At 61.6% G+C, this 21,645-nt stretch carries 21 protein-coding genes; 11 read left to right on the forward strand and 10 right to left on the reverse strand.

Going from position 1 to position 21,645, the window contains the following annotated elements:
- Nucleotides 1-59 precede the first annotated feature (59 nt).
- From ACFHWW_RS21525 to exoT, 3 genes are all read right to left on the reverse strand, one after another.
- Nucleotides 60-317 (reverse strand): hypothetical protein, encoded by a 258-nt coding sequence (locus ACFHWW_RS21525; RefSeq protein ID WP_324763764.1) that lies wholly within the window; start codon nt 315-317, stop codon nt 60-62.
- A gap of 76 nt (nt 318-393) precedes the next feature.
- Nucleotides 394-912: a thermonuclease family protein gene (locus ACFHWW_RS21530; protein WP_379940713.1), complete on the reverse strand. Its 519-nt coding sequence runs from the start codon at nt 910-912 to the stop codon at nt 394-396.
- A 375-nt stretch (nt 913-1,287) separates the two neighbouring features.
- Nucleotides 1,288-2,772: a succinoglycan biosynthesis transport protein ExoT gene (gene exoT / locus ACFHWW_RS21535; protein ID WP_379940715.1), complete on the reverse strand. Its 1,485-nt coding sequence runs from the start codon at nt 2,770-2,772 to the stop codon at nt 1,288-1,290.
- 123 nt (nt 2,773-2,895) lie between these two features.
- Between exoT and exoW the strand changes: the two genes are divergently transcribed.
- Nucleotides 2,896-3,855, forward strand: coding sequence for a succinoglycan biosynthesis glycosyltransferase ExoW (exoW, locus tag ACFHWW_RS21540; protein ID WP_018097022.1), 960 nt, complete (start codon nt 2,896-2,898; stop codon nt 3,853-3,855).
- A gap of 114 nt (nt 3,856-3,969) precedes the next feature.
- Nucleotides 3,970-4,920, forward strand: coding sequence for a succinoglycan biosynthesis protein ExoV (exoV, locus tag ACFHWW_RS21545; RefSeq protein ID WP_379940717.1), 951 nt, complete (start codon nt 3,970-3,972; stop codon nt 4,918-4,920).
- On the opposite strand, the gene exoU is transcribed toward exoV, so the two are convergent.
- Both exoU and exoX read right to left on the reverse strand, forming a co-directional pair.
- Nucleotides 4,911-5,939, reverse strand: coding sequence for a succinoglycan biosynthesis glycosyltransferase ExoU (gene exoU, locus ACFHWW_RS21550; protein ID WP_379940719.1), 1,029 nt, complete (start codon nt 5,937-5,939; stop codon nt 4,911-4,913). The genes exoV and exoU overlap by 10 nt on opposite strands.
- 133 nt (nt 5,940-6,072) lie before the next feature.
- On the reverse strand, nt 6,073-6,369 hold the full coding sequence (exoX, locus tag ACFHWW_RS21555; RefSeq protein ID WP_379940721.1) for an exopolysaccharide production repressor ExoX: 297 nt from the start codon (nt 6,367-6,369) through the stop codon (nt 6,073-6,075).
- Between the two features lie 770 nt (nt 6,370-7,139).
- Between exoX and exoY the strand changes: the two genes are divergently transcribed.
- Genes exoY through exoZ form a run of 4 tightly spaced genes read left to right on the forward strand, consistent with a single transcriptional unit; the run spans nt 7,140 to nt 11,458 of the window.
- Nucleotides 7,140-7,820 (forward strand): exopolysaccharide production protein ExoY, encoded by a 681-nt coding sequence (gene exoY, locus ACFHWW_RS21560; RefSeq protein WP_100670362.1) that lies wholly within the window; start codon nt 7,140-7,142, stop codon nt 7,818-7,820.
- A gap of 53 nt (nt 7,821-7,873) precedes the next feature.
- The gene (exoF, locus tag ACFHWW_RS21565) at nt 7,874-9,139 is read left to right on the forward strand and encodes an exopolysaccharide production protein ExoF (protein ID WP_100670360.1); all 1,266 of its coding nucleotides are present in this window, start codon (nt 7,874-7,876) and stop codon (nt 9,137-9,139) included.
- A 7-nt stretch (nt 9,140-9,146) separates the two neighbouring features.
- Nucleotides 9,147-10,454, forward strand: a complete 1,308-nt coding sequence (locus ACFHWW_RS21570; protein WP_379940724.1) for an O-antigen ligase family protein — start codon at nt 9,147-9,149, stop codon at nt 10,452-10,454.
- Nucleotides 10,451-11,458 (forward strand): exopolysaccharide production protein ExoZ, encoded by a 1,008-nt coding sequence (gene exoZ / locus ACFHWW_RS21575; RefSeq protein ID WP_379940726.1) that lies wholly within the window; start codon nt 10,451-10,453, stop codon nt 11,456-11,458. Before ACFHWW_RS21570 ends, exoZ begins: the two co-directional genes overlap by 4 nt.
- Before the next feature lie 87 nt (nt 11,459-11,545).
- Here exoZ and galE read toward each other — a convergent pair whose 3' ends face one another.
- The gene (gene galE, locus ACFHWW_RS21580; protein ID WP_379940728.1) at nt 11,546-12,532 is read right to left on the reverse strand and encodes a UDP-glucose 4-epimerase GalE; all 987 of its coding nucleotides are present in this window, start codon (nt 12,530-12,532) and stop codon (nt 11,546-11,548) included.
- A 530-nt stretch (nt 12,533-13,062) separates the two neighbouring features.
- Between galE and ACFHWW_RS21585 the strand changes: the two genes are divergently transcribed.
- Entirely contained in the window at nt 13,063-14,877 is a 1,815-nt protein-coding gene (locus tag ACFHWW_RS21585) for an ABC transporter ATP-binding protein (RefSeq protein ID WP_379940730.1), read from the forward strand.
- Nucleotides 14,878-15,033: 156 nt separating this feature from the next.
- Here ACFHWW_RS21585 and ACFHWW_RS21590 read toward each other — a convergent pair whose 3' ends face one another.
- From ACFHWW_RS21590 to ACFHWW_RS21600, 3 genes are all read right to left on the reverse strand, one after another.
- Nucleotides 15,034-15,480 (reverse strand): hypothetical protein, encoded by a 447-nt coding sequence (locus tag ACFHWW_RS21590; RefSeq protein ID WP_102762409.1) that lies wholly within the window; start codon nt 15,478-15,480, stop codon nt 15,034-15,036.
- An 11-nt stretch (nt 15,481-15,491) separates the two neighbouring features.
- On the reverse strand, nt 15,492-15,869 hold the full coding sequence (locus tag ACFHWW_RS21595) for a hypothetical protein (protein ID WP_379940732.1): 378 nt from the start codon (nt 15,867-15,869) through the stop codon (nt 15,492-15,494).
- Nucleotides 15,870-15,933: 64 nt separating this feature from the next.
- The gene (locus ACFHWW_RS21600; RefSeq protein ID WP_018097010.1) at nt 15,934-16,473 is read right to left on the reverse strand and encodes a hypothetical protein; all 540 of its coding nucleotides are present in this window, start codon (nt 16,471-16,473) and stop codon (nt 15,934-15,936) included.
- A gap of 414 nt (nt 16,474-16,887) precedes the next feature.
- On the opposite strand from ACFHWW_RS21600, the gene queC reads away from it, so the two are divergent.
- The 3 genes from queC to queE are packed head-to-tail and all read left to right on the forward strand — an operon-like array spanning nt 16,888 to nt 18,688.
- Nucleotides 16,888-17,598 carry a 7-cyano-7-deazaguanine synthase QueC gene (queC, locus tag ACFHWW_RS21605; protein ID WP_100670351.1) on the forward strand — a complete coding sequence of 237 codons (711 nt, stop codon included), beginning with the start codon at nt 16,888-16,890 and terminating at the stop codon, nt 17,596-17,598.
- Nucleotides 17,598-17,954 (forward strand): 6-carboxytetrahydropterin synthase QueD, encoded by a 357-nt coding sequence (queD, locus tag ACFHWW_RS21610; protein WP_026168810.1) that lies wholly within the window; start codon nt 17,598-17,600, stop codon nt 17,952-17,954. Before queC ends, queD begins: the two co-directional genes overlap by 1 nt.
- Complete coding sequence (gene queE, locus ACFHWW_RS21615; protein WP_379940735.1) at nt 17,951-18,688, forward strand: 7-carboxy-7-deazaguanine synthase QueE; 738 nt, start codon at nt 17,951-17,953, stop codon at nt 18,686-18,688. The genes queD and queE overlap by 4 nt, the downstream gene beginning before the upstream one ends.
- Nucleotides 18,689-18,734: 46 nt before the next feature.
- On the opposite strand, the gene ACFHWW_RS21620 is transcribed toward queE, so the two are convergent.
- Nucleotides 18,735-20,555, reverse strand: a complete 1,821-nt coding sequence (locus ACFHWW_RS21620) for an ABC transporter ATP-binding protein/permease (RefSeq protein WP_379940737.1) — start codon at nt 20,553-20,555, stop codon at nt 18,735-18,737.
- 837 nt (nt 20,556-21,392) lie between these two features.
- Here ACFHWW_RS21620 and ACFHWW_RS21625 point away from each other — a divergent pair.
- Entirely contained in the window at nt 21,393-21,644 is a 252-nt protein-coding gene (locus tag ACFHWW_RS21625; RefSeq protein WP_018097005.1) for a helix-turn-helix domain-containing protein, read from the forward strand.
- Nucleotide 21,645 lies beyond the last annotated feature (1 nt).

The following is a 21,645-nucleotide window of genomic DNA, read 5'->3' on the forward strand; positions in this document are numbered from 1 at the left end:
GCGGAGCCAGGCCATAGGTCGCTCCAAGGGCGCACGGTCCGACCTGAAATTATCGGGATTCAGCGATCCTTTGGCTTTGCGGAGACGGTCTTGGTGTCGCCTTCGCGAAGCGGCTTCGCCAGCTCGTCAACCTCGCTCTGGCGTTTTGCCGCAACCAAAGGGTCCTTCGATTTGAGCGAAGGCACGAAGATCGCCGCCAGAACACCGATCGGCCCGAGAAGACAGCCGATGAGCAGCCAGAGCAGACTATGGCCGCCTCGGACCGCCGCGACGACGGCGGTAACAATGGCGCACAGGATCCAGAGTTCTAAGATCATTGGCTCTCGTTTGCAGCCTTCAACAATTCGGCTTTCGGTTTAAGCGGCCGACGCGCGCCGCGCAGGCGTGTTCGGGCTATGCGCGCCAGATTCCGGCACCGTTCGATTTGGCAGTTTGCTGCGCGGATGCATAGAGGCCTTTGTTGTCCGTGTCGCGATCGACTGCATTGCCGGACTCGATCAACCAGCGGTTCACGTCCCTGCCATCCGCCCGGAAACACGTTCCGACGAAGCGGCCGTAACGATCCCGTCCGGCAAACTCGCAGCGGGTCGGACGGGATGCCGACAAGAATGCATCCAGGGCCGAGGCCGATTCCTTGCCGCACCGATAATCTGCTCCTTTTTCATCGAGGCAGACCTGCCACTCTTCCGGCGCGTCCACACTGTTAAGTTGGACGGGTTCGCCCGCGATTTCAATAGTATCGCCGTCGATCACCGAGGCGTGACCAATGATCGGATCTGCGGCCTCGGCGTTATGGGTCATAAGAAGCGTCGCCAGAGCGGCGCCGAGTGCCCGCGCGCCGGCAGAGACCGGTCGTGCCGAGTGCTGTGCGCGCCTGCCGCCGGCAGCTACCGCGCTTTTGATGCCGATCATGCCCCATCCCCGTCCAGCTGAATTACCCGAACAGGCTAACCCAGGTGGGTGCCATTCACATCCTTCAAAACTATGGGTGAATGCCACCGCGGCGTGCATAACGGCGTGACTGAGCGCGTGTAGTCGCGCGACTTTTGCTCGTCAGGCGGATGATTCGCGATGCCGCGCGGTCAGAAGACGAACATATAGAGCAGGATAATGACGATGAGGGGAACGCCCATCAACCAAAGAATAATGCCTTTCATCTCGACCATCCATGTTGTTGCCGTCGAACTGTAACGCGGCGTGCCGCAAACCGTTCCCGCGGCCGCGCCCTGGCGGTAACAAAAGGGCGGGACGACTCGTCCGTTTTTCTCAACAGTCGGGCTCGTCTGACTATTCGGCGGCTCCTGCGGGAGCGGCTCTCGGCTTGCGTGCTCGCGCCATTTCCAGGAGCCTCCGCAACAGCGATCGCTCCGTCAAAAGGATCAGAACCGTGTAGATCACGGTGCCGATGACCGTTCCGGCGACCAATTGCAGAACGGCGTTCGGCACATGGGCGCCGAAATGCTCGAGCAGGAAACGGACGACGAGCGCCATCAGCAGCGCCGCGATCATCGGCCGGCTGGATAGGAACAAGCCCTTGACGAAGGGCGTGCTGTCGGCACGAAACACCACCCAGGAGTATCCGACAAGCGTTACGGCATTGACGATGCACAGCCAGATCATCGCCTCCACCAGCGAGCCGTCGATGGCTCCGTAGGCGACCGCACCCGTTGTCGCAATCGCGCGAATCAGCGCCCACCAGAACAGGACGGCTCCCTGGCCGACCCCCTTCAGATAGGGGATGAACGTGCTGCAGGGGGTGAGAATCCCTTTCGATAGCGCGAGAAGTCCGAGGACCGGCCAGGCATAGGCCCATTGGCTCCCGAAAAGTACGAGCATCGCCGGCTCGGCAAGTGCCCAGAGGCCGAACATCATCGGCGCCAGCAGGACGGTGGTCACCTGAGTGCTAAGCATCAGCGCCTGTGATCGCCGCTCGCGATCATGCATCATCTGGCCGAAGGTTGGGAACAGCACACCCATGACGGCGGAGAGGACGACCTGGTTCGGGATGCTCGCGAACCGATTCGCCGCCGAATAGGCACCGGCGTCGGACAGCCCGAGATAGCGGGATATGACGACCATCGGGGATTGGAAGGTGATAAAGTTCGCGATCTCGGAGCCCATCATGCCGAAACTGAAGCGGCTGAGCGCCAGAACGCGTTGCAGCGAGAATACGAAGCGCGGTGTGTAGCGGGAAACGGCATAGAGGCCGGACAGGCGCACCAGCGCCGAGACGAAAAGCTGGGCGAGCAGCGACCATATGCCGAAACCGAGCAGCGCCAGAAGGACGGCAATGACGGCACCGAGCGATTCGGAGATCATGCTCCAGACGGCGTCCTTGCGGAAATTCATCCTCCGGGCAAGCAGCGAATAGGCGACGTCGCCGCCGAGCTGCAGCGGGATCAGCAGGCTCATGATCCTTAGCAGGTAGGCAGCCTCCGGCGCGCCGAGCAGCGTGGCCAGAGGCTCGGCAAATACGAACAGTCCGAGCGCCATCATGAGCGCGATGGCGAGGTTTGCCCAGAAAACCGAGTGCACGGTTTCCATCTCCTCATCCTGCTGGATGACGAGTGCGGAGGTGAGGCCGGCGCCGCCGATCATGGCGAGGAACTGCACCACGGTGAGCGCAACGGCGACGGCGCCGAACTCCTCGGGAGACAGAATGCGGGCCAGAATCGGCACCGTGACAAATTTAAGCCCGAATGTCCCTGTCTTGGAAAGAACGCTCCAGCCGACGTTGCGCGTTACGGTTTTTGCGTTAACGGTTGGGGTCATTGGCGAGGATTCCGTGAAAGTCCTTTGAAGGAGGAATGCAAAGGACAAACTCTAGATATACGGCCGCGACCCGGTGGGAGGAGACCACGCAGACTCTTTTAGAGAAACCGCAGGGGCGAAAAGATGGCGAAGCTCACAGTTGTCATTCCGTACTACCAGAAGGAACCCGGAATTCTCCGGCGCGCGCTGGCATCCGTTTTTGCTCAGACGCTCGAGGATTTCCACGTTCTCGTGATCGACGACGAATCCCCCTATCCGATAGCGGACGAGCTTGCCGGGCTCGCCCAGGAAAAAAGGGAGCGCATCACCGTCATCCGCCAGCCGAACGGCGGGCCGGGTGGCGCGCGCAATACCGGTCTCGATAATGTTCCTGCCGACAGCGACTTCGTCGCTTTCCTCGATTCCGACGACGTCTGGACGCCGGATCATCTCCTGAACGCCTATCAAAGCATGACGCGTTTCGACGCCGACTGCTATTGGGCCTCGATCACGGGCGGCGACGCCTTCTACTATCATTTCGGGGTCGCGGATCTCGAAAAGAGCGAGACGGTCACGCGCCTCTCGGAAAGCCCGCTCGTCGTCGAGCTCCCCGAGCTTCAGGACGTCATGCTGAAGAACTGGAGCTTTCTCCACATGTCCTGCATGGTGATCGGGCGCAAGCTCTTCGAAAAGGTGCGCTTCGAGGCCACGCTCAAGCTTGCGGCCGAGGACGTGCTCTTCTTCTGCGACTGCGTCCTCGCATCCAAGCGCGTCGTTCTTTGCGATGCAGCGGGCGCGGTGCGCGGCGAAGGGCTCAACATCTTTCATTCGATCGATAACGACTCGCCTCAGTTCCTGAAGCAGCAGTTCAACACCTGGGTTGCACTCGACACGCTCGAAGGCCGATATCGTAACCGGCCAAAGGCGATGGAGGCGATCCGATCCTACAAGCATACGGCGCGTCGGCAGGCGCTATGGAGCCAGGCACGCCGGATAAAGCGCAGGAAACTGCCGCAATTCGATCTTCTTGCCCGCTGGCTGTGGCGAGACCCGCGATTGATCGGCAGCGCCGCCGAGTTGGCGGTTGGAAAACTATCCCGCTAACCTCCTTCGGCCCGATCGGGCACGCGCTGCTTGCGCTGACAACACCCGGAAATCAAGCGACGACATTCGCCGCGGCGCGTGTCGGGTCGCCTCACATTACAAACGGAGACGGTCATGAAGCCGTACTATTGGGAATCCCAGCACGGAAATTTTGGTGACGACCTCAACCTGTGGCTTTGGGATTTCCTGCTGCCCGGTTTTCGCGAGGTCCACCCGGAGACGCTGCTCGTCGGGGTCGGAACGGTCTTGAACCGCGCTCTGCTGCCCGAGGCCACCCATAAGCTCGTCATCGGCAGCGGTTTCGGCTACGGCACGCTTCCCGACATGAGCGACCCTAAGGAGTGGGATATCCGCTCGGTCCGCGGCCCGCTGACGGCTGCGAAGGTCGGCGTGGCTCCCGAGCTCGGCATCATCGATCCTGCGGTGATGGTCGCTGACCTTCCGGAGTTTCAAGACCTTCGAAAGATTTATAAAAGAAGCTTCGTACCACACTGGGAATCGGCGATCGCCGGATTGTGGCCGGCGATCTGCGACGCGGTCGGGCTCAACTATATCGACCCGCGTGGCGAGGCCAAGGACGTCATCCGAAAGATCGGCCAGTCGGAGATCATCGTCGCCGAATCCATGCACGGCGCCATTCTGGCCGACGCGTTCCGCGTTCCCTGGACCGCGGTCAGTACGTCGCACAGCATCAACAGTTTCAAGTGGAACGACTGGGCCCAGACCCTCGGTGTCACCTATCGCCCCCGCCGGGTGCCGGTATCGACGCGGGCGGAAGCCATGATCAAGGGTGCCCGTTTCTGGGGCATGGATTTCCAGGCGAAAGAGCCGCAGCCGGAGGACCCGAACCGCCGGCAGATCGACGGAGACCTGGCCGTCGCCGAGCGTGAACCACGCCAGACTTCATTGCGCGCTGCCGCCAAGCGAGCGCTCGCTGCGCCGGCGACGCTGGCGCTGTGGCAGGCAAGCCGCGCGGCGCCGCAATTGAGCAGGGACAGTGCGCTGGCAGAGCGCAAGGAGCGTTTCCGCACTGTGCTCGACGGCATACGCCGGGATTATTTTTGAGGCTGATCCACGGCGAGAGTCTCGAGCAGATAGCGCACTTCGCCCTTTCCACCGAGAGCGAGGGGCGCGGGCGAACCGGACGGACGAAAACGTTCGGTCTTGTCCGCAAGAATTCCGCCAACGATCGCCGGCAGTGCGGCCGGATGGGTCAGGGCGTAGCCGATTGCACGACCAAAGCCCTGCTGATTCTTGAGATCGAGAAAATGCCGTAGTTCGTAGCGGTCGCGAATGTGCCGCTCATGGCGGCGGACCACCGCTTCGCCGTCGCTGCTCAGTCGGCTCCCTGCGAGAATTGCACGGTCCGCCTCGTAGAGACGCTTGAGGTCGATCGTCCGGTGACTGCCGCTCAGCGAGTTGCCGCGGACGACGGCGGCATAGCCGCAACTGTGGATGATCTTGTAGCGTGCGCCATTGGCGAGCGCGCGAGCGTACAGATCGTAATCTTCACCGAGGCGCAGCGTCTCGTTGTAGCGCAGGCCGTGCTGGTCGAGGAAGGCGCGCCGCATCAGCGGCTTCAGAAAGCCGATTTCGCCGCGCCGCAAGCCGCGCCGCGAGATGTTTCCTTCGACGAAGCCGACAAGATCGATGAGCCGGGGAGTAGGGTCGAATCGGTCGATCCTGCCATGCGCGTTTGCCGCCTGCGCGGCATCGATGAAGGCGATGTTGTCGGCGACGAAGTCCCAGCCGTCCTGCGAAAGCAATTGGCCCAGACGTCCCGGAAAGAAGAAATCATCCGCGTCGAGCACGCCGATAAGCGGAGAATGCGAGATCGCAATCGCATGATTGCGCGCGGCCGCGGGGCCGCGGTTTTCTTCGAAGCGAACGACATTCAGCCGCCCCGTTCCGTCATCCGCAGCGCGTGCTACCGAAGCGGTATCATCGGTCGAGCCGTCATCGATGATGACGACTTCTGCCGCCTCCGGTTCGGCAAGCGCCGAAGAAATCGCGCGTGCGATGGTGTCGGCGGCATTCTTTGCGGCAATGATGATGCAGACGTCCGTCGGCGCGGCTGCGGTCATGTGAGGCCTCCAGCAAGTTATCGGCTGCCGCGCCTCAAGGGCGCGAAGGTGCCGAACCATGCCGCGCGATCATGTCGCAAACGCGTCAGGCGAAAAATTTTTTGCAAGTGCGAAGGAGAGCAGCGTCAGCCGCTCAGGAATTGAGATGATGAGGCCGGTTCAGTCTGCGCAACGAGACCTTCCCCGGTTGCTTCTCATCGTTGGCGGCTTCGGCCGTCACGAACTGCTTCTGAGAAGAAAGCCTGCGGCGCTCCCGTGCCTCTTTCCATACGAGGAACAGGACGGCGACGAAGTAGCCGACCTGAATAAGGACTGCGCAGATCAGGGTCTGAATCGCCGTCGAGGCGAGCGATCCGTTGAGGTAATAAGTTGCAACGGCAAAAGCCGCCAACGCGCCGAACATGCTCAGAAAAACACGCGGTGCGAACATGGCGCTAACCTACCTTCGGGTCTGCGATTGGGAACCTCATTAGAGTTGTTGCCCTCTCCTCCTGCCCGGCCACTATATTAGCGCCCGCTTTTCTCTTCAACCAGGAAACGCTACTTTGTTGCAGTCGAGCATACATCGGAAATCTTTCCGCCGTCTTTAAGCATTGGCTCCATTTCGCACAATTCAAACGGGTGTGATCGCGGATAAGTTCCCCATTTCGGGGGCAGTTTGCCGCTTGAAATGGATGCGGAGCGAACGCGGTCGCCGTGCCCCTAAAATTGCAGGGCCTTTCGTAAAGCTGTCTTGCACGCTGCCTCTAACGGCGTGTAGCCGACCCTTTTTTCCAATCAACTTTTGTTACACCTGTTTGGGCGGGTAGCCCGAGCAACTGTGCGCCGCAATAAAATGTTGCAATGCAAAAACTGTCGAGGAAAGTTGCCGCGCGTCAATTTCGGGCGCCAGTGGTCCGCCGTCCGCCAGTGCAGAATGATGCGTCTATTAACAATACTTTATAATCCGAAATAACTAGCCCCCGATGATGTTTCCGGTGTGCGATGCCGCGGGGAACTATCCTGAGCCTGATTTGCGCTCTCCGAAATTAACTCTTCGTAATATTTCGCGACTTTAGCTGGCTTGAAGCCGTTGGGGGAAGGGCGCCGGAGGGCTGCCATCATTCCGCCTTTAAAAAACAAATTCTGACCACACACTCACGTTAGATGAGCCCGCGTCCCACGGGACCGACAATCGCCAACGTAAATGGAGTCACCTCTATGAAGTCCGCGACTCGCTCGGCCAGTTCGCCGTTTTTTATCCCCGAGGAAACCGGGGCAGTCCGACCGATCGGGGGCATGGCAAAACGCAGTTTCGACATTCTTGCCGCCTCCGTGGCCCTCCTTCTCTTCAGCCCGCTCTTTTTGCTCATCATGGCCCTCGTCAAGTTCTCGGACGGCGGCAGTGTCTTTTATGGCCATCGCCGAATCGGTCACAACGGCCAATCCTTCAAGTGCCTGAAATTCCGTACGATGATGGAAAAGGGCGACCAGGTCCTGGAAGAGTTTTTCAGGAACAATCCCGACGCCTACGAAGAATGGCGTACGACCCGCAAGCTTCAGAATGATCCGCGTGTCACCGTTGTCGGGACAGTCCTGCGTAAGCTCAGCCTCGACGAGTTGCCGCAACTCCTCAACATCATTCGCGGTGAAATGAGCGTCGTCGGCCCCCGTCCGGTGGTCGAAGACGAACTCGAACTCTATGATTCGGCCGCCGTGTTTTATCTGCGTTCGCGTCCCGGCCTGACGGGGCTCTGGCAGATCAGCGGCCGCAACGACGTCTCCTACGCCACGCGCGTCGCATTCGACACGCAATATGTCCAGAACTGGTCGCTTTTCGCCGACCTTGTCATTGTCTTCAAGACGATCCCTGCCGTCTGCCTCTCCCGCGGCAGCTACTGAAATCTTGGCGCCGGCCCGGCACGGGCAACGCCGAGCAACGGAAATATCCAAAAATGCAATCGAATAGACGATCAGCGAAATCCGCTGGTTCCCGCATGGCTTCCTATTTTACCCGCCTGGCGCTCCTTGCTGCACTCGCAGCCTCAGGGGCGTCGCTGGCGTCGGCCGATGAATACCGGCTCGGCGTCATGGACAAGCTTCGGGTTCGCGTGGCCGAGTGGCAAACCGCCGAAGGAACGGTCCGCGACTGGTCTGCCGTCAGCGGCGACTATACGGTAGGCCCATCCGGCAACCTTTCCCTGCCCTTCGTCGGCGATCTGCCTGCCTCCGGCAAGACGACGCAGGAGGTGGCCGAAGAGATCGGCGTCAAGATGCAGAAGCTTTTCGGCCTCAGGGATCGCCCATCCGCGTCGGTGGAGATGGCGCAATATCGTCCGATCTATCTCTCCGGCGAGGTGCAGACGCCGGGAGAATACCCCTATGCTCCCAACTTGACGGTCTTGAAGGCCGTCAGTCTCGGGGGAGGGCTGCGGCGGGCGGATAACGGCCAGCGATTCGCGCGCGACTACATCAATGCCAGCGGGGAATCCGCGGTGCAGGTTGCGGAACGCAGCCGCCTGCTCATTCGCCGCGCGCGACTGCTTGCCGAAATCGGCAAGCGCGACACAATCCCCATGCCCGAGGAGCTCAAGAACGTTCCGGACGCCGACAAGCTGCTCGCCAGCGAGATCGCGCTTATGGAATCGCGTGACAAGCGCCAGAAGCGTCAGCTCGATGCGCTTGCCGATCTGAGATCCCTCCTTCAAAGCGAGATAGAAGCACTAGCAAAGAAAGCCGAAACGCAGGCGCGCCAGCTCGACCTTGCAACCGAGGATCGCGACAAAGTCGACAGCCTTGCCGAAAAAGGGCTGGCGCTCAGCCAGCGCAAACTGTCCCTCGAGCAGCGGGTCGCGGACGTTCAGGCGTCGCTGCTGGACATCGACACCGCATCCCTCAAGGCGAAGCAGGATGCGAGCAAGGCGGCGCAGGACGAAACGAACCTCCGCAACGACTGGGATGCTCAGCTCGCTCAGGAACTGCAGAACACCGAAGCCGAGCTGGACACGCTGACGTTGAAGCTCGGCACCAGCCGGGATCTCATGACCGAGGCGCTGCTGCAGTCGGCGGATGCCGCCCAGCTCGAAGATCAGGCCGCCGAGATCACCTATTCGATCATTCGCGACAAGGACGGCAAGCCGACCGAAATCGCCGCCGACGAGAACACACCCGTGCTCCCCGGCGATGTCATCAAGGTGAATACCGCCCTGGCAATGCGGTGAGGCAGGCATGAGGATATCCAAGGCGAGCCTTGTCAGACCTGGAGCGAATGAAGTCTACGGCATCTTCGCCTTGGCCTTGTCGCTCTTCGTCTTTGCCTATTCGGCGCGCTTCGGACAGGTTTCTATCCTCGCCTATTATGGCCTGTGGCTGCCGCTCGTCCTCGTGGACTACCGCAAGGTTCTCGGCAACTACGCCAGCTATCTCTGGATATTCGCTTTCACCATCTTCGCCTGCATTTCGATCTTCTGGTCTGCGGCCCCGTCCTTGTCGCTGCGCACCGGAATACAGTATCTGAGCCATGTCGTCTGCGCGCTCATCGCGATGCGCACGATCGACACCCGCACGCTGACGCGCGGCATGATTGCGGGCGCCGCAATCGTGCTCCTCTATTCGCTGCTCTTCGGTACCTATCATTACGATCCGCTGGACGGCACCTACAGCTTCGTTGGCGCATTCGCGTCGAAGAACCAGTTGGGCTTCTACGCCTCGCTCGGCATCTATTTCGCCTTCGCGGCCGTCTTTGTGCTCGGGGAAAAGGGCCTGTGGATGGGCGCGGCAGGGGTTGCCGGATTGCTTGCAGCCTATTGCCTGCTGACGTCGCAATCGGCGACCTCCGTGTTGACGACCGCGGCCGTCATCGGTCTTTGCCTCGGGATGGGGGCGATCACGGCCTTGCGTCCCGCGAGCAGGAAGCTCCTCTTCATTGCCGCGTCGGTGTTCGGCGGCGTTGCCGCCGTCGCGATGATCTATGCCGGCGGCGTCGATCTGATCCTCGGCGCCTTCGGCAAGGATTCGACGCTCACCGGGCGCACCTATCTTTGGCAGCAGGGCATCGAGGCGGCGAAGGCGTCGCCGCTCTTCGGCGTCGGCTACCAGGCCTATTGGGTGCAGGGCTTCTCCGAGGCCGAGCGTCTATGGGAGGAGTTCTATATCGGTTCGCGCGCCGGGTTCCATTTCCACAACACCTTTATCGAAGCGGTCGTGGAGACGGGCCTGGTCGGCCTGATCCTGCTTACCATGGTGCTGGTCATAGCGCTCGTCGGCCAGTTGAAGCGCCTGCTTGCGGAGGATCGCGACCCGGAGGCGATGGTGCTCTTCGGTGTCGGCGCGCTGCTCTTCGTTCGTGCCTTCGTCGAAATCGATATTCTCACCCCCTACCACGTCGGATCCTTCCTTTTGTACTTCACGGCGGGGAAACTGACGATACCGCGTCGCCGGCAGGCAGCGACCCTGCTCTGGCCGGCAGGATTCCATCCGGCGCCCTACGGGCGGTCTTTCGGCCCGATGATGCCGCGGCCGGGAGACGGCCATTGAAGACGATCTACGGCATTCAATATCTTCGCGCGGCTGCGGCAATCGCCGTCGTGCTCTTCCATGCTGCGGAAAAGACAGGCTATCATTTCACGATCGGAGCCGCCGGCGTCGATGTTTTCTTCGTCATCAGCGGCTTCATCATGTGGGTCATCAGCGACCGCCGATCCGTGACCCCCGTAGAATTCATCGCCGATCGCTGCCGCCGCATCGTGCCGGTCTATTGGCTCGCGACCGCCGTGATGGTCGCCGGGGCACTGGCGGGTCTGTTCCCCAATCTGGTGCTGACACTGGAACATGTTCTGGCGTCGCTGTTCTTCGTGCCCGCGCGCTCGCCGAGCAGTGGAGAGATTTGGCCTGTGCTGGTGCAGGGCTGGACGCTCAATTTCGAGATGCTCTTCTACGCGGTCTTCGCCGGCTCTCTGTTCATGCCGCGCAACTGGCGGCTGCCCGTCGTCACAGGGCTGTTCCTTGCCTTGGTGATCGTGGGCCGCGTGGTCGCCTTCGACGATCCGGTGATGCTGACCTATACGCGACCGGTCATTCTGGAATTCGTCGCCGGCATGATCATCGGGGAGTTCTGGCTGAAGGGCAGGGTACCGCCGCTCGCCGTCGGATCTGCCCTGCTCGCCTGCTCGCTCGGCGGCTTCGCTCTCATCGGTGTGCTCGGCCTGCCATTCGACGAACTGGCGACCGGGCCGCTGGCGGTTCTGCTCGTCACCGGGGTGCTTTCGCTCGAGGTGAACGGCTGCGTGCGGGCGCTGCCGCTGCCGGGGCTTCTAGGAGACGCCTCCTATTCGATCTATCTCTGGCACACATTTGCGATTTCTGTCGTGGCCAAGGCAGGCCTTGCGATCGGTCTCGGCGCACCCGTGACGATGTTCGCGGGGGTTCTTTCGGGAACGCTCATAGGGATCGCTGCCTATATGATGCTCGAACGCCCGTTGCTGCGGCGCGGCCGCACCCGGCGTGTCACGGCGGGCCCGGCACGCCGAGCGGCCGAATAGAAAAGCTCCAGGAAAAGCCCGAACGGTTTACCTGAAAGACCGGGCTGCCCCGTCACTTCCGGCAGCCACGGTCGCTGGTCGGGAAGATCAGCCGCCCTGATTTCTGCGCGAGTGCCAGTTCCAGGCCGATTCGGTGATCGCCGCGAGATCGTATTGCGGCTCCCAGCCGAGAACCTGACGCGCCTTGTCATTCTTGGCGACAAGCGTGGTCGAGTCGCCTTCCCGGCGTTCGGCGTAGCCGATGTTGAACGGTCGCTTGGCCACTTTTTCGATCGCGTCCAGCAGCTCCTTCACCGTGGTACCGGTGCCGGTCCCGAGATTGAGTGCGACGCTCTCGCCACCCTCCAGGAGATAGTCGACGGCCCGCACATGGGCATCCGCCAGATCGAGGACGTGGATATAATCGCGGACGCACGTTCCGTCACGCGTCTCGTAGTCGGTGCCGAAGACCTTGAAGCCTTCGCGCCGCCCAAGTGCCGCATCGATGGCGAGCGGGATCGCATGGGTCTCAGGCTCGTGCCATTCGCCGATGCGGCCCTCGAAGTCTGCACCCGCGGCATTGAAATAGCGCAGGATGACCGAGCGAAGGCCCTTGTAGAGACCGTAGTCCTTCAGCGCCTGCTCGCAGATCCACTTGGTGCGACCATAGGGATTGATCGGCGCCTGCTTATGGCTCTCGTCCATCGGTACGCTGTCGGGTAGTCCGTAGGTCGCGCACGTCGATGAGAAGACGAAGGCATCGATGCCCGCGGCAAGCGCCGCAGACAAAAGGGTCAGCGTGCCGATGACGTTGTTGTCATAGAAGGCGGCCGGGTCCTTGACCGACTCGCCCACCTCGATCATCGCCGCGAAATGCAGGATCGCCCGCGGCTTGTGCCGGGCAAGAACCTCTTCAAGACGCTGCCGGTCACGGATGTCGCCCTTTTCAAGGACGCCCCATTGGACGAATTCCTCGTGGCCGTTGGAGAGGTTGTCGTAAACGACGGGTTGGTAACCCTTTGCCGCAAGCTGAAGGCAGGTATGCGAGCCGATATAGCCGGCGCCGCCGACCACGAGAATGTTGTTGTTCTGCACGGGCAACCTCTGAGGATGATTTCTGAAATTCGACAAGGCAGGCTTTGCAATGAATAGCGGCGAAATTTCCAACACATTATGAAGGTTCTGCAAAATCGCGGCATTTCAACAGCTTCGCGGCGGAACCGCGGACTGAACCGTGGTTCGATCCCGGATGCCGCAGGCTATGGCCGCATGTCGCGCCGTGATCCGGCAGACTGTTGCAAACTTGCAGCACGCCGGCTCTGCTTGCAGGAAAATACAATATAGGCGCTTGGCGCGCGCCGCGTCCTCAACTATAAGCGGTCCTCCGGCAATCAGATTAGGGAGGTTACGATGCAGGCATTTTCTTCTCCCTACGGGGCGGATCCACGATCCTGACCTTCTGACGCAAGCGTTCGCGCTTCTTCGCAGCAGGCAGGAATTGTCATCGCCCCACCGCTTCTTCTTAGAAGCCGGCGATCCGCTGATGCCGTTCTGACCCTTTCCCCAACGGCATTTTCACGCTTTCGAAATATTGAGGCCGGTGCGCTCGTCACCGGGCAACACCTATGGCATTTACTCGTTTTACGGCGCGCAACCGCGCCTTCCGTAGCGTTTTTCGATTCTCCTGGGCCCATTGGAAGAAGCAGCCGGTGCGGCTCGCGGCTCTACTGTCAACCGTGCTGCTTTCGACGCTCGCCGATGTGCTTACGCCGCTCTACTCCGGCCGGCTGGTCGACGCGGTGATTTCAGGTGCGGCGAGCGACGAGGTTGCCTGGAACGCGGCGATGGCGGCCTTCATGATGTTGATGGCCCTGTCGTTCGGAGCCATCATCCTCAGGCATGTGACCTTCATGGGTATCGTCAGCCTCACGCTGAAGATGATGTCGGATATCGCCGCGGCCGCCTTTCATCACATCCAGCGGTTCTCCAGTGACTGGCATGCCAACAGCTTCGCCGGTTCCACGGTCCGCAAGGTGACGCGCGGCATGTGGGCGCTCGATCTCTTGAACGATACGCTTCTCGTCGCGCTTTTCCCTTCTATCGTCATGCTGGTCGGGTCCACGGCGCTGATGGCCTGGTACTGGCCGATGATGGGTGTGATCATCGGTCTCGGCTCGATCGCCTTCATCGCCGTTACCGTTTCCCTGTCGCTCGGCTATGTGGCGCCGATGGCGAGCCTTGCCAACAGCTGGGACACACGGCTTGGCGGGGCGCTCGCCGATGCGGTCAGCTGCAATACCGTCGTCAAGGCCTTCGGTGCGGAAGGGCGCGAGGACGCGCGTCTCGCCAAGGTTCTCCGCAAATGGGAGAACCGGACGCGTCGTACCTGGTCGCGCGGCACGCTCAACGGTACGGCGCAGGGCGCAATGCTGCTCGTCCTGCGCGCGGCCGTGATCGGCTTTGCCCTCCTGCTGTGGGCGAGAGGGCAGGCGACCGCAGGCGACATAACGTTCGTGCTCACCTCGTTCTTCATCCTGCAGGGTTATCTGCGGGAGGTGGGGATGCATATCCGCAACCTGCAGCGGTCGATCAACGACATGGAGGAGCTCGTCGCCATTCACGGCCAGCCGCTCGGCGTCGAGGACCGGCCGGGCGCAAAACCCATCCGCATCACCGAGGGCGAGATCGAGTTCCGCGATGTGACTTTTCACTACGGGGCCCATCGCGCACCCCTTTACGAGGGATTCTCGGTCAATATCGCGGCCGGCGAGCGTGTCGGTCTCGTCGGGCATTCCGGTTCCGGCAAGACGACGTTCATCAAGCTGATCCAGCGTCTGCATGATCTGAATGCCGGCGAGATCCGCATCGAGGGGCAGAATATCGCCGACTTCACCCAGGCGTCGCTGCGCCAGCAGATCGCCATCGTGCAGCAGGAGCCGATCCTGTTTCACCGCTCGCTTGCCGAGAATATCGCCTATGCACGGCCGGGAGCGACGCAACGCGAGATCGAGGAGGCGGCAAGGCTTGCCAGCGCGCATGACTTCATCGCCGCCTTGCCCAAGGGCTATGGGACGCTGGTCGGCGAACGTGGTGTGAAGCTCTCAGGCGGCGAGCGCCAGCGGGTGGCGATTGCCCGCGCCTTTCTGGCGGATGCACCCATCCTCATCCTGGACGAGGCGACGTCGAGCCTCGATTCGGAGTCCGAGGTGCTGATCCAGCAGGCGATGGAGCGATTGATGACGGGACGCACCACGCTCGTGGTCGCACACCGGCTTTCCACGGTGCGTGCGCTGGACCGGCTGCTGGTCTTCGATCGGGGCCGCATTGCGGAAGAAGGCGATCACGGGGCACTCATCCGCGTCAAGGGCGGCATCTATCGCAGTCTCTTCGAAAGACAGGCACTGGAGCTGACGAAGGGGCTCATTCTCAGCGAGGGATGAGGCCACAAGCCCGGGCAAACGGCCGGTCGACCGCTGCGAGCAAAGATGCGGCGATCGACCGGTCGTGTAGACAGGCGCACGGCTCGGCGGGCAGGGCCGCGCCAATTTTCAACGAGTTACAAGGTCTTGGGCCTGCCTGAGGTCCGAATGCCGCAGTCACTCTTGCGGCAACGGAATCAACGTATTCGTCGTGCTTTTGGTCGGCTTCTCGCCCGGAACATGGGACATGGTCTTCGTCCGGCTCTGCAGTCCGTCGTCCGTAACCTTGGTCTTGGTCTGTGACTTGCTGAACGTTCCTTTGTCCATGGCCTGAGCCTTGGACTGTCCCTGCAGCTGGGAGGGATTCTCGTTTACCTTCGTCTGGCTCTTTGCCTTTCCTTGCGAGGTTGCTGCGCTTCCGCCGACGCCGATCGAGGATGTCGTTCCGTCATCGGTTCTGCATGTGCCGGCCGTTCCCAACGTGCTGGCTGAGGTGCCGCCGGCCGCGGCACTTCCGCCAGATCCGACAGTTCCGGCCACATCGCAGTCCTGAGCGTGCGCTGGTACGAAGGCAGCCGACGCCGACATCACGACGGAAATTGCGAGTATCGTTCTTCGAAGCATCACAGCTCCTTTCATTTTTTCGGCTGGAGGATTGCGCAGGTTCCATCCGACCGGCGCGTAATGGTGGTGCCATCGGGGCGGGTCACGCTCGCGGTCGCAAAGCTCTCTCCGCCGGAGGATCCGCTCGTCGCCGAGGATGCGGAACTGCTGCTGGCAGACCCACCGCTCGCTGCTGTGCCGCCGCCAACCGTCGTGGACGAGGATACGCTGCCAGAACCGGCTGTGACCGACGACGAAACGCTGCCCCCTTCCGACTGTTCATGTTCGATGACCATGCATGTCGAACCGTCGTCGAGTTTGATCTCTTTCGCCACGGCATGGTCCGGGGCCGCTATAGCAGCCGCGAACAGTGCCGTGACAACCGGGATTAAAAATGAACTGGAGGTCATCGGAGCTCCTCCTTTTTGAAGAACGCTGGCTTCGGAGGGCGCTCCGAAGCCAGCCGAGTTGACGTCAGCAGGACGGTTTGTTGCCCTTTGAGGCGTCCTGCTTGGCGAGGCCAGGAGGACAATTCTTGTTGCTCTCATCATCCTGAGCGGCGTCGCGGGCGCTGTTTTCATCGCCCTGGACACTGCCGGTGGTCTCATCCGATGTTCCGCCACCCGAGCCGGCGGCTGAACCACCGGTTCCAACGGAGCTGCTGGAGCTTCCGCCGCCCGCGGACGAGCCGCCGGTGCCAAGGGTCGAAGCGGAGCCGGCGCTACCCGAGCCGGCGGCCGATCCGCCCGTCCCGACCGAGCTGCTTGACGTACCGCCGCCGGCCGAAGATCCGCCCGTTCCCAGCGTCGATGCAGAGCCGGATTGGCAATCGCTGGTGTTCGGATCGCAACCGCCACCAGCCGAGCTTCCGCCCGTTCCGACCGTGCTGCTGGAGGTCCCGCCGCCGGCGCTGGTGCCGCCGGTACCGATGGTTGTGCTGGATTGCGCGAACGCGCCGAGGGTGGTGCCCGCGAGAAGGCCCGCCGCGAGGGCCGTCCTGATGAAATACCGCATTGGAGTTCCTTTCCTGACGTTGATGTCCTTGAGGCTGCAACCTGCCTACCAACCCAAACCCGCGTAACGTGTTCCGGGCCGGGACTTCGGACCGAAGGGATGCCGGCACATAGTCTGGAAGACGATCGGACCTTTGTCGGTTCGGCGCGTGCATAGGTCCGAGCGGCGCTTGCGAATGGAACCGGTCTGGCATGCGGTTCGTTTTGTGCCCTTGGTTTTCGGGCAACTCTTTTCAACAAACTGACAGTGCTTGCTCCCGGGGGGGAGCCCTGTGGCTCAGTTTTTGATTTTTGGCCGTTGGACAATCCGTTCCTTCCATACCGGTCGGCCATTCACAAACGGTCCTCTATGGCCTAGAAGGCGCGCAGTAGAACTCCGGTCGCAGCCTACCCGGTCAAAACAAGGACACCTGTCATGAAGACAATTGTAATCTGCTCCGGCGGATTGGATTCCGTTTCGCTTGCGCACAAGGTCGCGGCTGAACAGTCGCTTTGCGGCCTCCTGTCGTTCGATTACGGCCAACGGCACCGCAAGGAACTGGATTTCGCCGCCGCCTGCGCCATGCGCCTCGGCGTCCCGCACCAGATCATCGACATCCGCGAGATCGGCCGCCATCTCACCGGATCGGCGCTGACCGACGATTTGGACGTGCCGGACGGGCACTATGCCGAAGAGACGATGAAGGCGACGGTGGTGCCGAACCGCAACGCCATCATGCTTGCCATCGCCTTCGGCGTCGCTGCAGCCCGCAAGGCGGATGCAGTCGCGACCGCCGTGCATGGCGGCGACCACTTCATCTATCCCGATTGCCGGCCGGGTTTCATCGACGCTTTCCAGGCGATGCAGAACCGCGCGCTCGACGGATATGCGGATGTTGCGCTCTATGCGCCCTATGTGAACGTCGCCAAGGCCGACATCGTAGCGGACGGAGCCAGGCACGGCACGCCCTTTGCCGAGACATGGTCCTGCTACAAGGGCGGCGCCCACCATTGCGGGCGCTGCGGCACCTGTGTCGAGCGGCGCGAAGCCTTTCACCTCGCGGGTGTCCCTGATCCGACGGAGTACGACGATCCGCTTTTCTGGGTCGCGGCGACCGGCTCCTTCGTTGCCGAAGAGGTGAAATGATGTTCCGCATCACCAAGGAATTCCATTTCTCCGCCTCGCACCAGCTGAAGAGCCTTCCGGCCGAGCATCAATGCGCCCGGCTGCATGGGCACAACTACATCGTCGAGGTCGAGCTTTCCGGCGAAAGGCTGAACGAGCATGGATTCGTGCGCGACTATCACGAGCTCGCACCGCTGAAGCAATATATCGACGAGTGCTTCGACCACCGCCATCTGAACGACGTGCTCGGGCACGATCGGGTGACGGCGGAATGCCTGGCGCAGCATTTCTACGAATGGTGCAGAGCCCGGCTACCCGAGACGACGGCCGTTCGCGTCAGCGAGACGGCAAAGACCTGGGCGGAGTATCGCCCATGAACCACACCCGATCCGACGAAATCCGCGTTAGCGAGATCTTCGGACCGACGATCCAGGGGGAGGGGGTGCTGATCGGCCTGCCGACGGTATTCGTCAGGAGCGGCGGCTGCGATTTCCGTTGTTCCTGGTGCGACAGCCTCCATGCCGTCGACAGCAGCTACCGGCATGAATGGCAAAAGATGTCGACCGAGGAGGTCTGGCAGGAAATCGTTCGGCTTTCGGGCGGAGAAGCTGTGATGGTTTCGCTATCGGGCGGCAACCCGGCAATACAGCCGTTCGGCGATCTGATCGCCCGCGGGCACGAAAAGGGCTATCGATTTGCCCTGGAAACGCAAGGTTCGGTTGCCCGCGACTGGTTCGCCGCTCTCGACGTTCTGGTGCTCAGTCCCAAGCCGCCCTCGAGCGGGATGGAGACCGACTGGGAAGCCTTGGACGACTGTCGCCGCAGTGCCGGGGGCAAGCCGCAGACGGTGTTGAAGTTCGTGGTCTTCGACGAGACGGATTATGCCTATGCGCGGGCCGCCGCCGCGCGCCAGCCGGATCTGCCCGTCTATCTGCAGCCCGGCAATCATACGCCGCCGCCCGCGGACCAGGCGGACGCGCCGATCGATATCGACGGCGTGATGGAGCGGATGCGCTGGTTGGTCGACAGGGTCGTTGCAGACCGGTGGTTCGGGGCGCGGGTCCTGCCGCAACTGCATGTCCTCATCTGGGGCAACAGGCGGGGTGTTTGAAGCAGCAGTCGCGCGTCTCGTCAGGCCGTAGCACGCTGATCCGACTTCAAGGCGCACCGCGTACGGCCACCTCCAGGCCCGAAACGCCTCCGCCGAGGCGAACCGGCTTCAGGGCCGGGCCTTCGGCGTCCTTGACGAGATGGATCACGCGAGAGAACTGCACTCCGTTCCGCGGCGTTCGGCCGATCTTGATTACCGCGGTCTCCCGCAGGTCGGCCTCGAAGATCGAAAGGGCCCGTTTCAGGGCATCGGCGTCCATGGTCTCCAGCGCTTCGTCGATGACGACCCAGCGGGGTTTCTGCACGAGAAGCCGGGCGAAGGCCAGGAGGCGCTGCTCGTCGTCGCCGAGTTCGCGTTCCCAACGGGCCTCGCGATCGAGCGAAGTCGCAAGGTGGTCGAGCCCGACCTTCGAAAGCGCAGTCACGAGCACTTTGTCGGGAAAACTGTCGGCGTGCGGATAGGCAAGGGCGTCGCGCAGCCGGCCGCGGGGGAAATAAGGCGCGCGAGGAATGAAGGCCACGGTTTCGCCGGCAGGCATTCCCACGCGACCGCTTCCCCAGGGCCAGAGCCCGGCGAGCGCGCGGAAGACCAGCGTCTTCCCGGCACGCGGATCGCCGATGATGTTGACCCGTTGACCGGGGGCGATCTCGATACGAGACTCTGCCAGCCTGGTTCGCCCCGAGCGGGAGACCACCTCGAGGTTCTCGAACGTCATGGTGGCAGTGTCGTTCTCGACGAAGTCGATACGCTTTTCGTCGCCATGCAGCGTGTCTGCGGTGATCAGCGCGCGGCGGAAGGCGGCAACGCGCAGCAGCGTTGCGCGCCAGTCCGTTATCGCGCTCACATTGGCGACGAACCATTTCAGCGACGAATGCACCTGATTGAACGCCCCCACCGCCATCATAAGGCCGCCGAAGCTGATGTTTCCCGCGAAATAGACGGGCGCCGCAACCAGAATCGGCGCGACGACTGTGACCCAGCCATAGCCGTCCTGAACCCAGGCAAGATTGATTTCGGCTCGGAATATGTTGCGCGTGGCGTCGAGCACGGAGGAGAGGTCGAGTTGCAGACGCCGTCGCTCTCCAGCCTCGCCGCCCGCAAGCGAGATGCCGTCGATATGCTCGTTGGCGTGCATCATCGAGAAGCGAAGATCGGCCTCGCGGGCGTAGCGCTCGCCGTTCAGAACGATCAGCCGGCGGCCGACGAGCCAGCTCAGCCACGACGCGGAGCCGGCGTAGAGGATTGCAGCCCACACCATGTAGCCCGGAATTTCCAGCGATCGTTCGCCGATCTGGAAGGCAAAGCCCGCTGAAAGGGACCAGAGGACGCCAACGAACGAAATGAGCAAGATCGACGATTGCAAAAGCCCGAATCCGAGGCTGGTCGTGAGATCGGCAAGGTGTCCGGCATCTTCCTGCATGCGCTGATCCGGGTTCACACCGATCGTGCCGGCATTGGCCAGCCGGAAGGCACGTCGCGGCCGCATCCACTGGCCGATCAAGTCCAACGTCAACCCTTCGCGCAGCTTCAAGCGCACCATCTGATTGAGCCATTGCTGGGCGACGTTGAACACCAGAAGGACGCCGGCGAGCAGGACGAACAGCATGAGCTGATAGAAGAAGCTGTTGAGATCACGCCGCTCGATCGCGTCGAAGAAGGGCCGGTACCAGCGATTGAGAACGATCTGCCCGATGGCGGTGACGATGATTATGGTGAAGCTGCCGGCCGCGAGCCACAGGATAGGCTTCAAAACCGGCGAGTCGACGAAGGCGTGCCGCATCATCTCGAACTGCTGCCAGATACTGCTGCCTTCCGGTGGGGCGGTGGGCGTTCGGGCCTGAGCCTCATTGCCGGTTTGGTTCTTCATCTCCAATTTCTCCTCGGCGCACACGGCATCCCAGTCTAATCCGCGAAAAGCGCGAACGGAAAATATCCGGGACATTGTGTTTACGGTCGCCTCTGTGGCTTGAACAATCTGCCGGCCGGGGCAAGTGCCGTATGGCAGCGCCCGGTTTCATGCTCGGCGGCGGCGGTCCGCCAAGTGGAGATTCTGTACCGAGCAACAGTCGGTACGAAGCAAATAGGCCGTTAAAAATCTGTAATAGAGCTAATTTAGAAATCCCCATACTGCTCAATGTATGGACAACGGCGCCGCCTGAAAACCGGATTTTGATCCGTTCCGAGACAGTCGGACCCTACCCGTTTTCCGGAACGGCATCGCTGCGCATGCAGCCGCGACGTGCGACCCTTTGAATGTATTCGCGATTTTCTTCTGCAATTGTCGCTTGGGAAGTACCTGACAGGTCCCACCGCCTATACAGTAAACTTTTGTGATCTACGAGGCCTGACCGTTATCGCGGCCGGACATTTGCTCGTCGCCAGCAATATTGAGCGCGATTCTCGGCCCGGTCGCCGAATCGGGACATCGCAACCCCCCGGTGCCGAATCCACGTTCCAGTGCCCGACTGCCGCTTCCGGTGCACAAGAGCGATTTCGGCTTGTCCATGTTACAGCGATGACATAAAACGTTACCGCCGTCCTGCAGCGCCGCGCGTCTCACGCGCACAAAGGTTGCTGCAGCACTTTTATCTGTTGCATGTCTTTTCCCTTGAATCGCGGTTCAGGGGGCATGCAGTGACGCGTGTCGACCCGTACTCAACAGCAAAATTCGTAAGAATTTTCATGCCAAGAGAAGGAGACATTTATGTCTATTTCACCCTCCAACATTGGCGACAAGGAAGCCGCTCCGATGCCCAACGGCGACATCGCCGCTCGCGTCAAGGCCGCGCGTGAAGCGGTCGGCTACAGCATCGAGGATCTCGCGGTCACCTGCGGCCTCGCCGTCGTCGAAATCAACGATATCGAGAACGGCACGGAGTTCAGCCCGGCGAAGCTCAAGCGCGTCGCCGGCGCACTGCAGGTGCCGCTTTCCCATTTCCTGCCCACGGAAATGTGAG

This window comes from Sinorhizobium sp. P24N7, from assembly GCF_042436655.1.
In the GTDB taxonomy this organism is placed as follows: domain Bacteria; phylum Pseudomonadota; class Alphaproteobacteria; order Rhizobiales; family Rhizobiaceae; genus Sinorhizobium; species Sinorhizobium meliloti_A.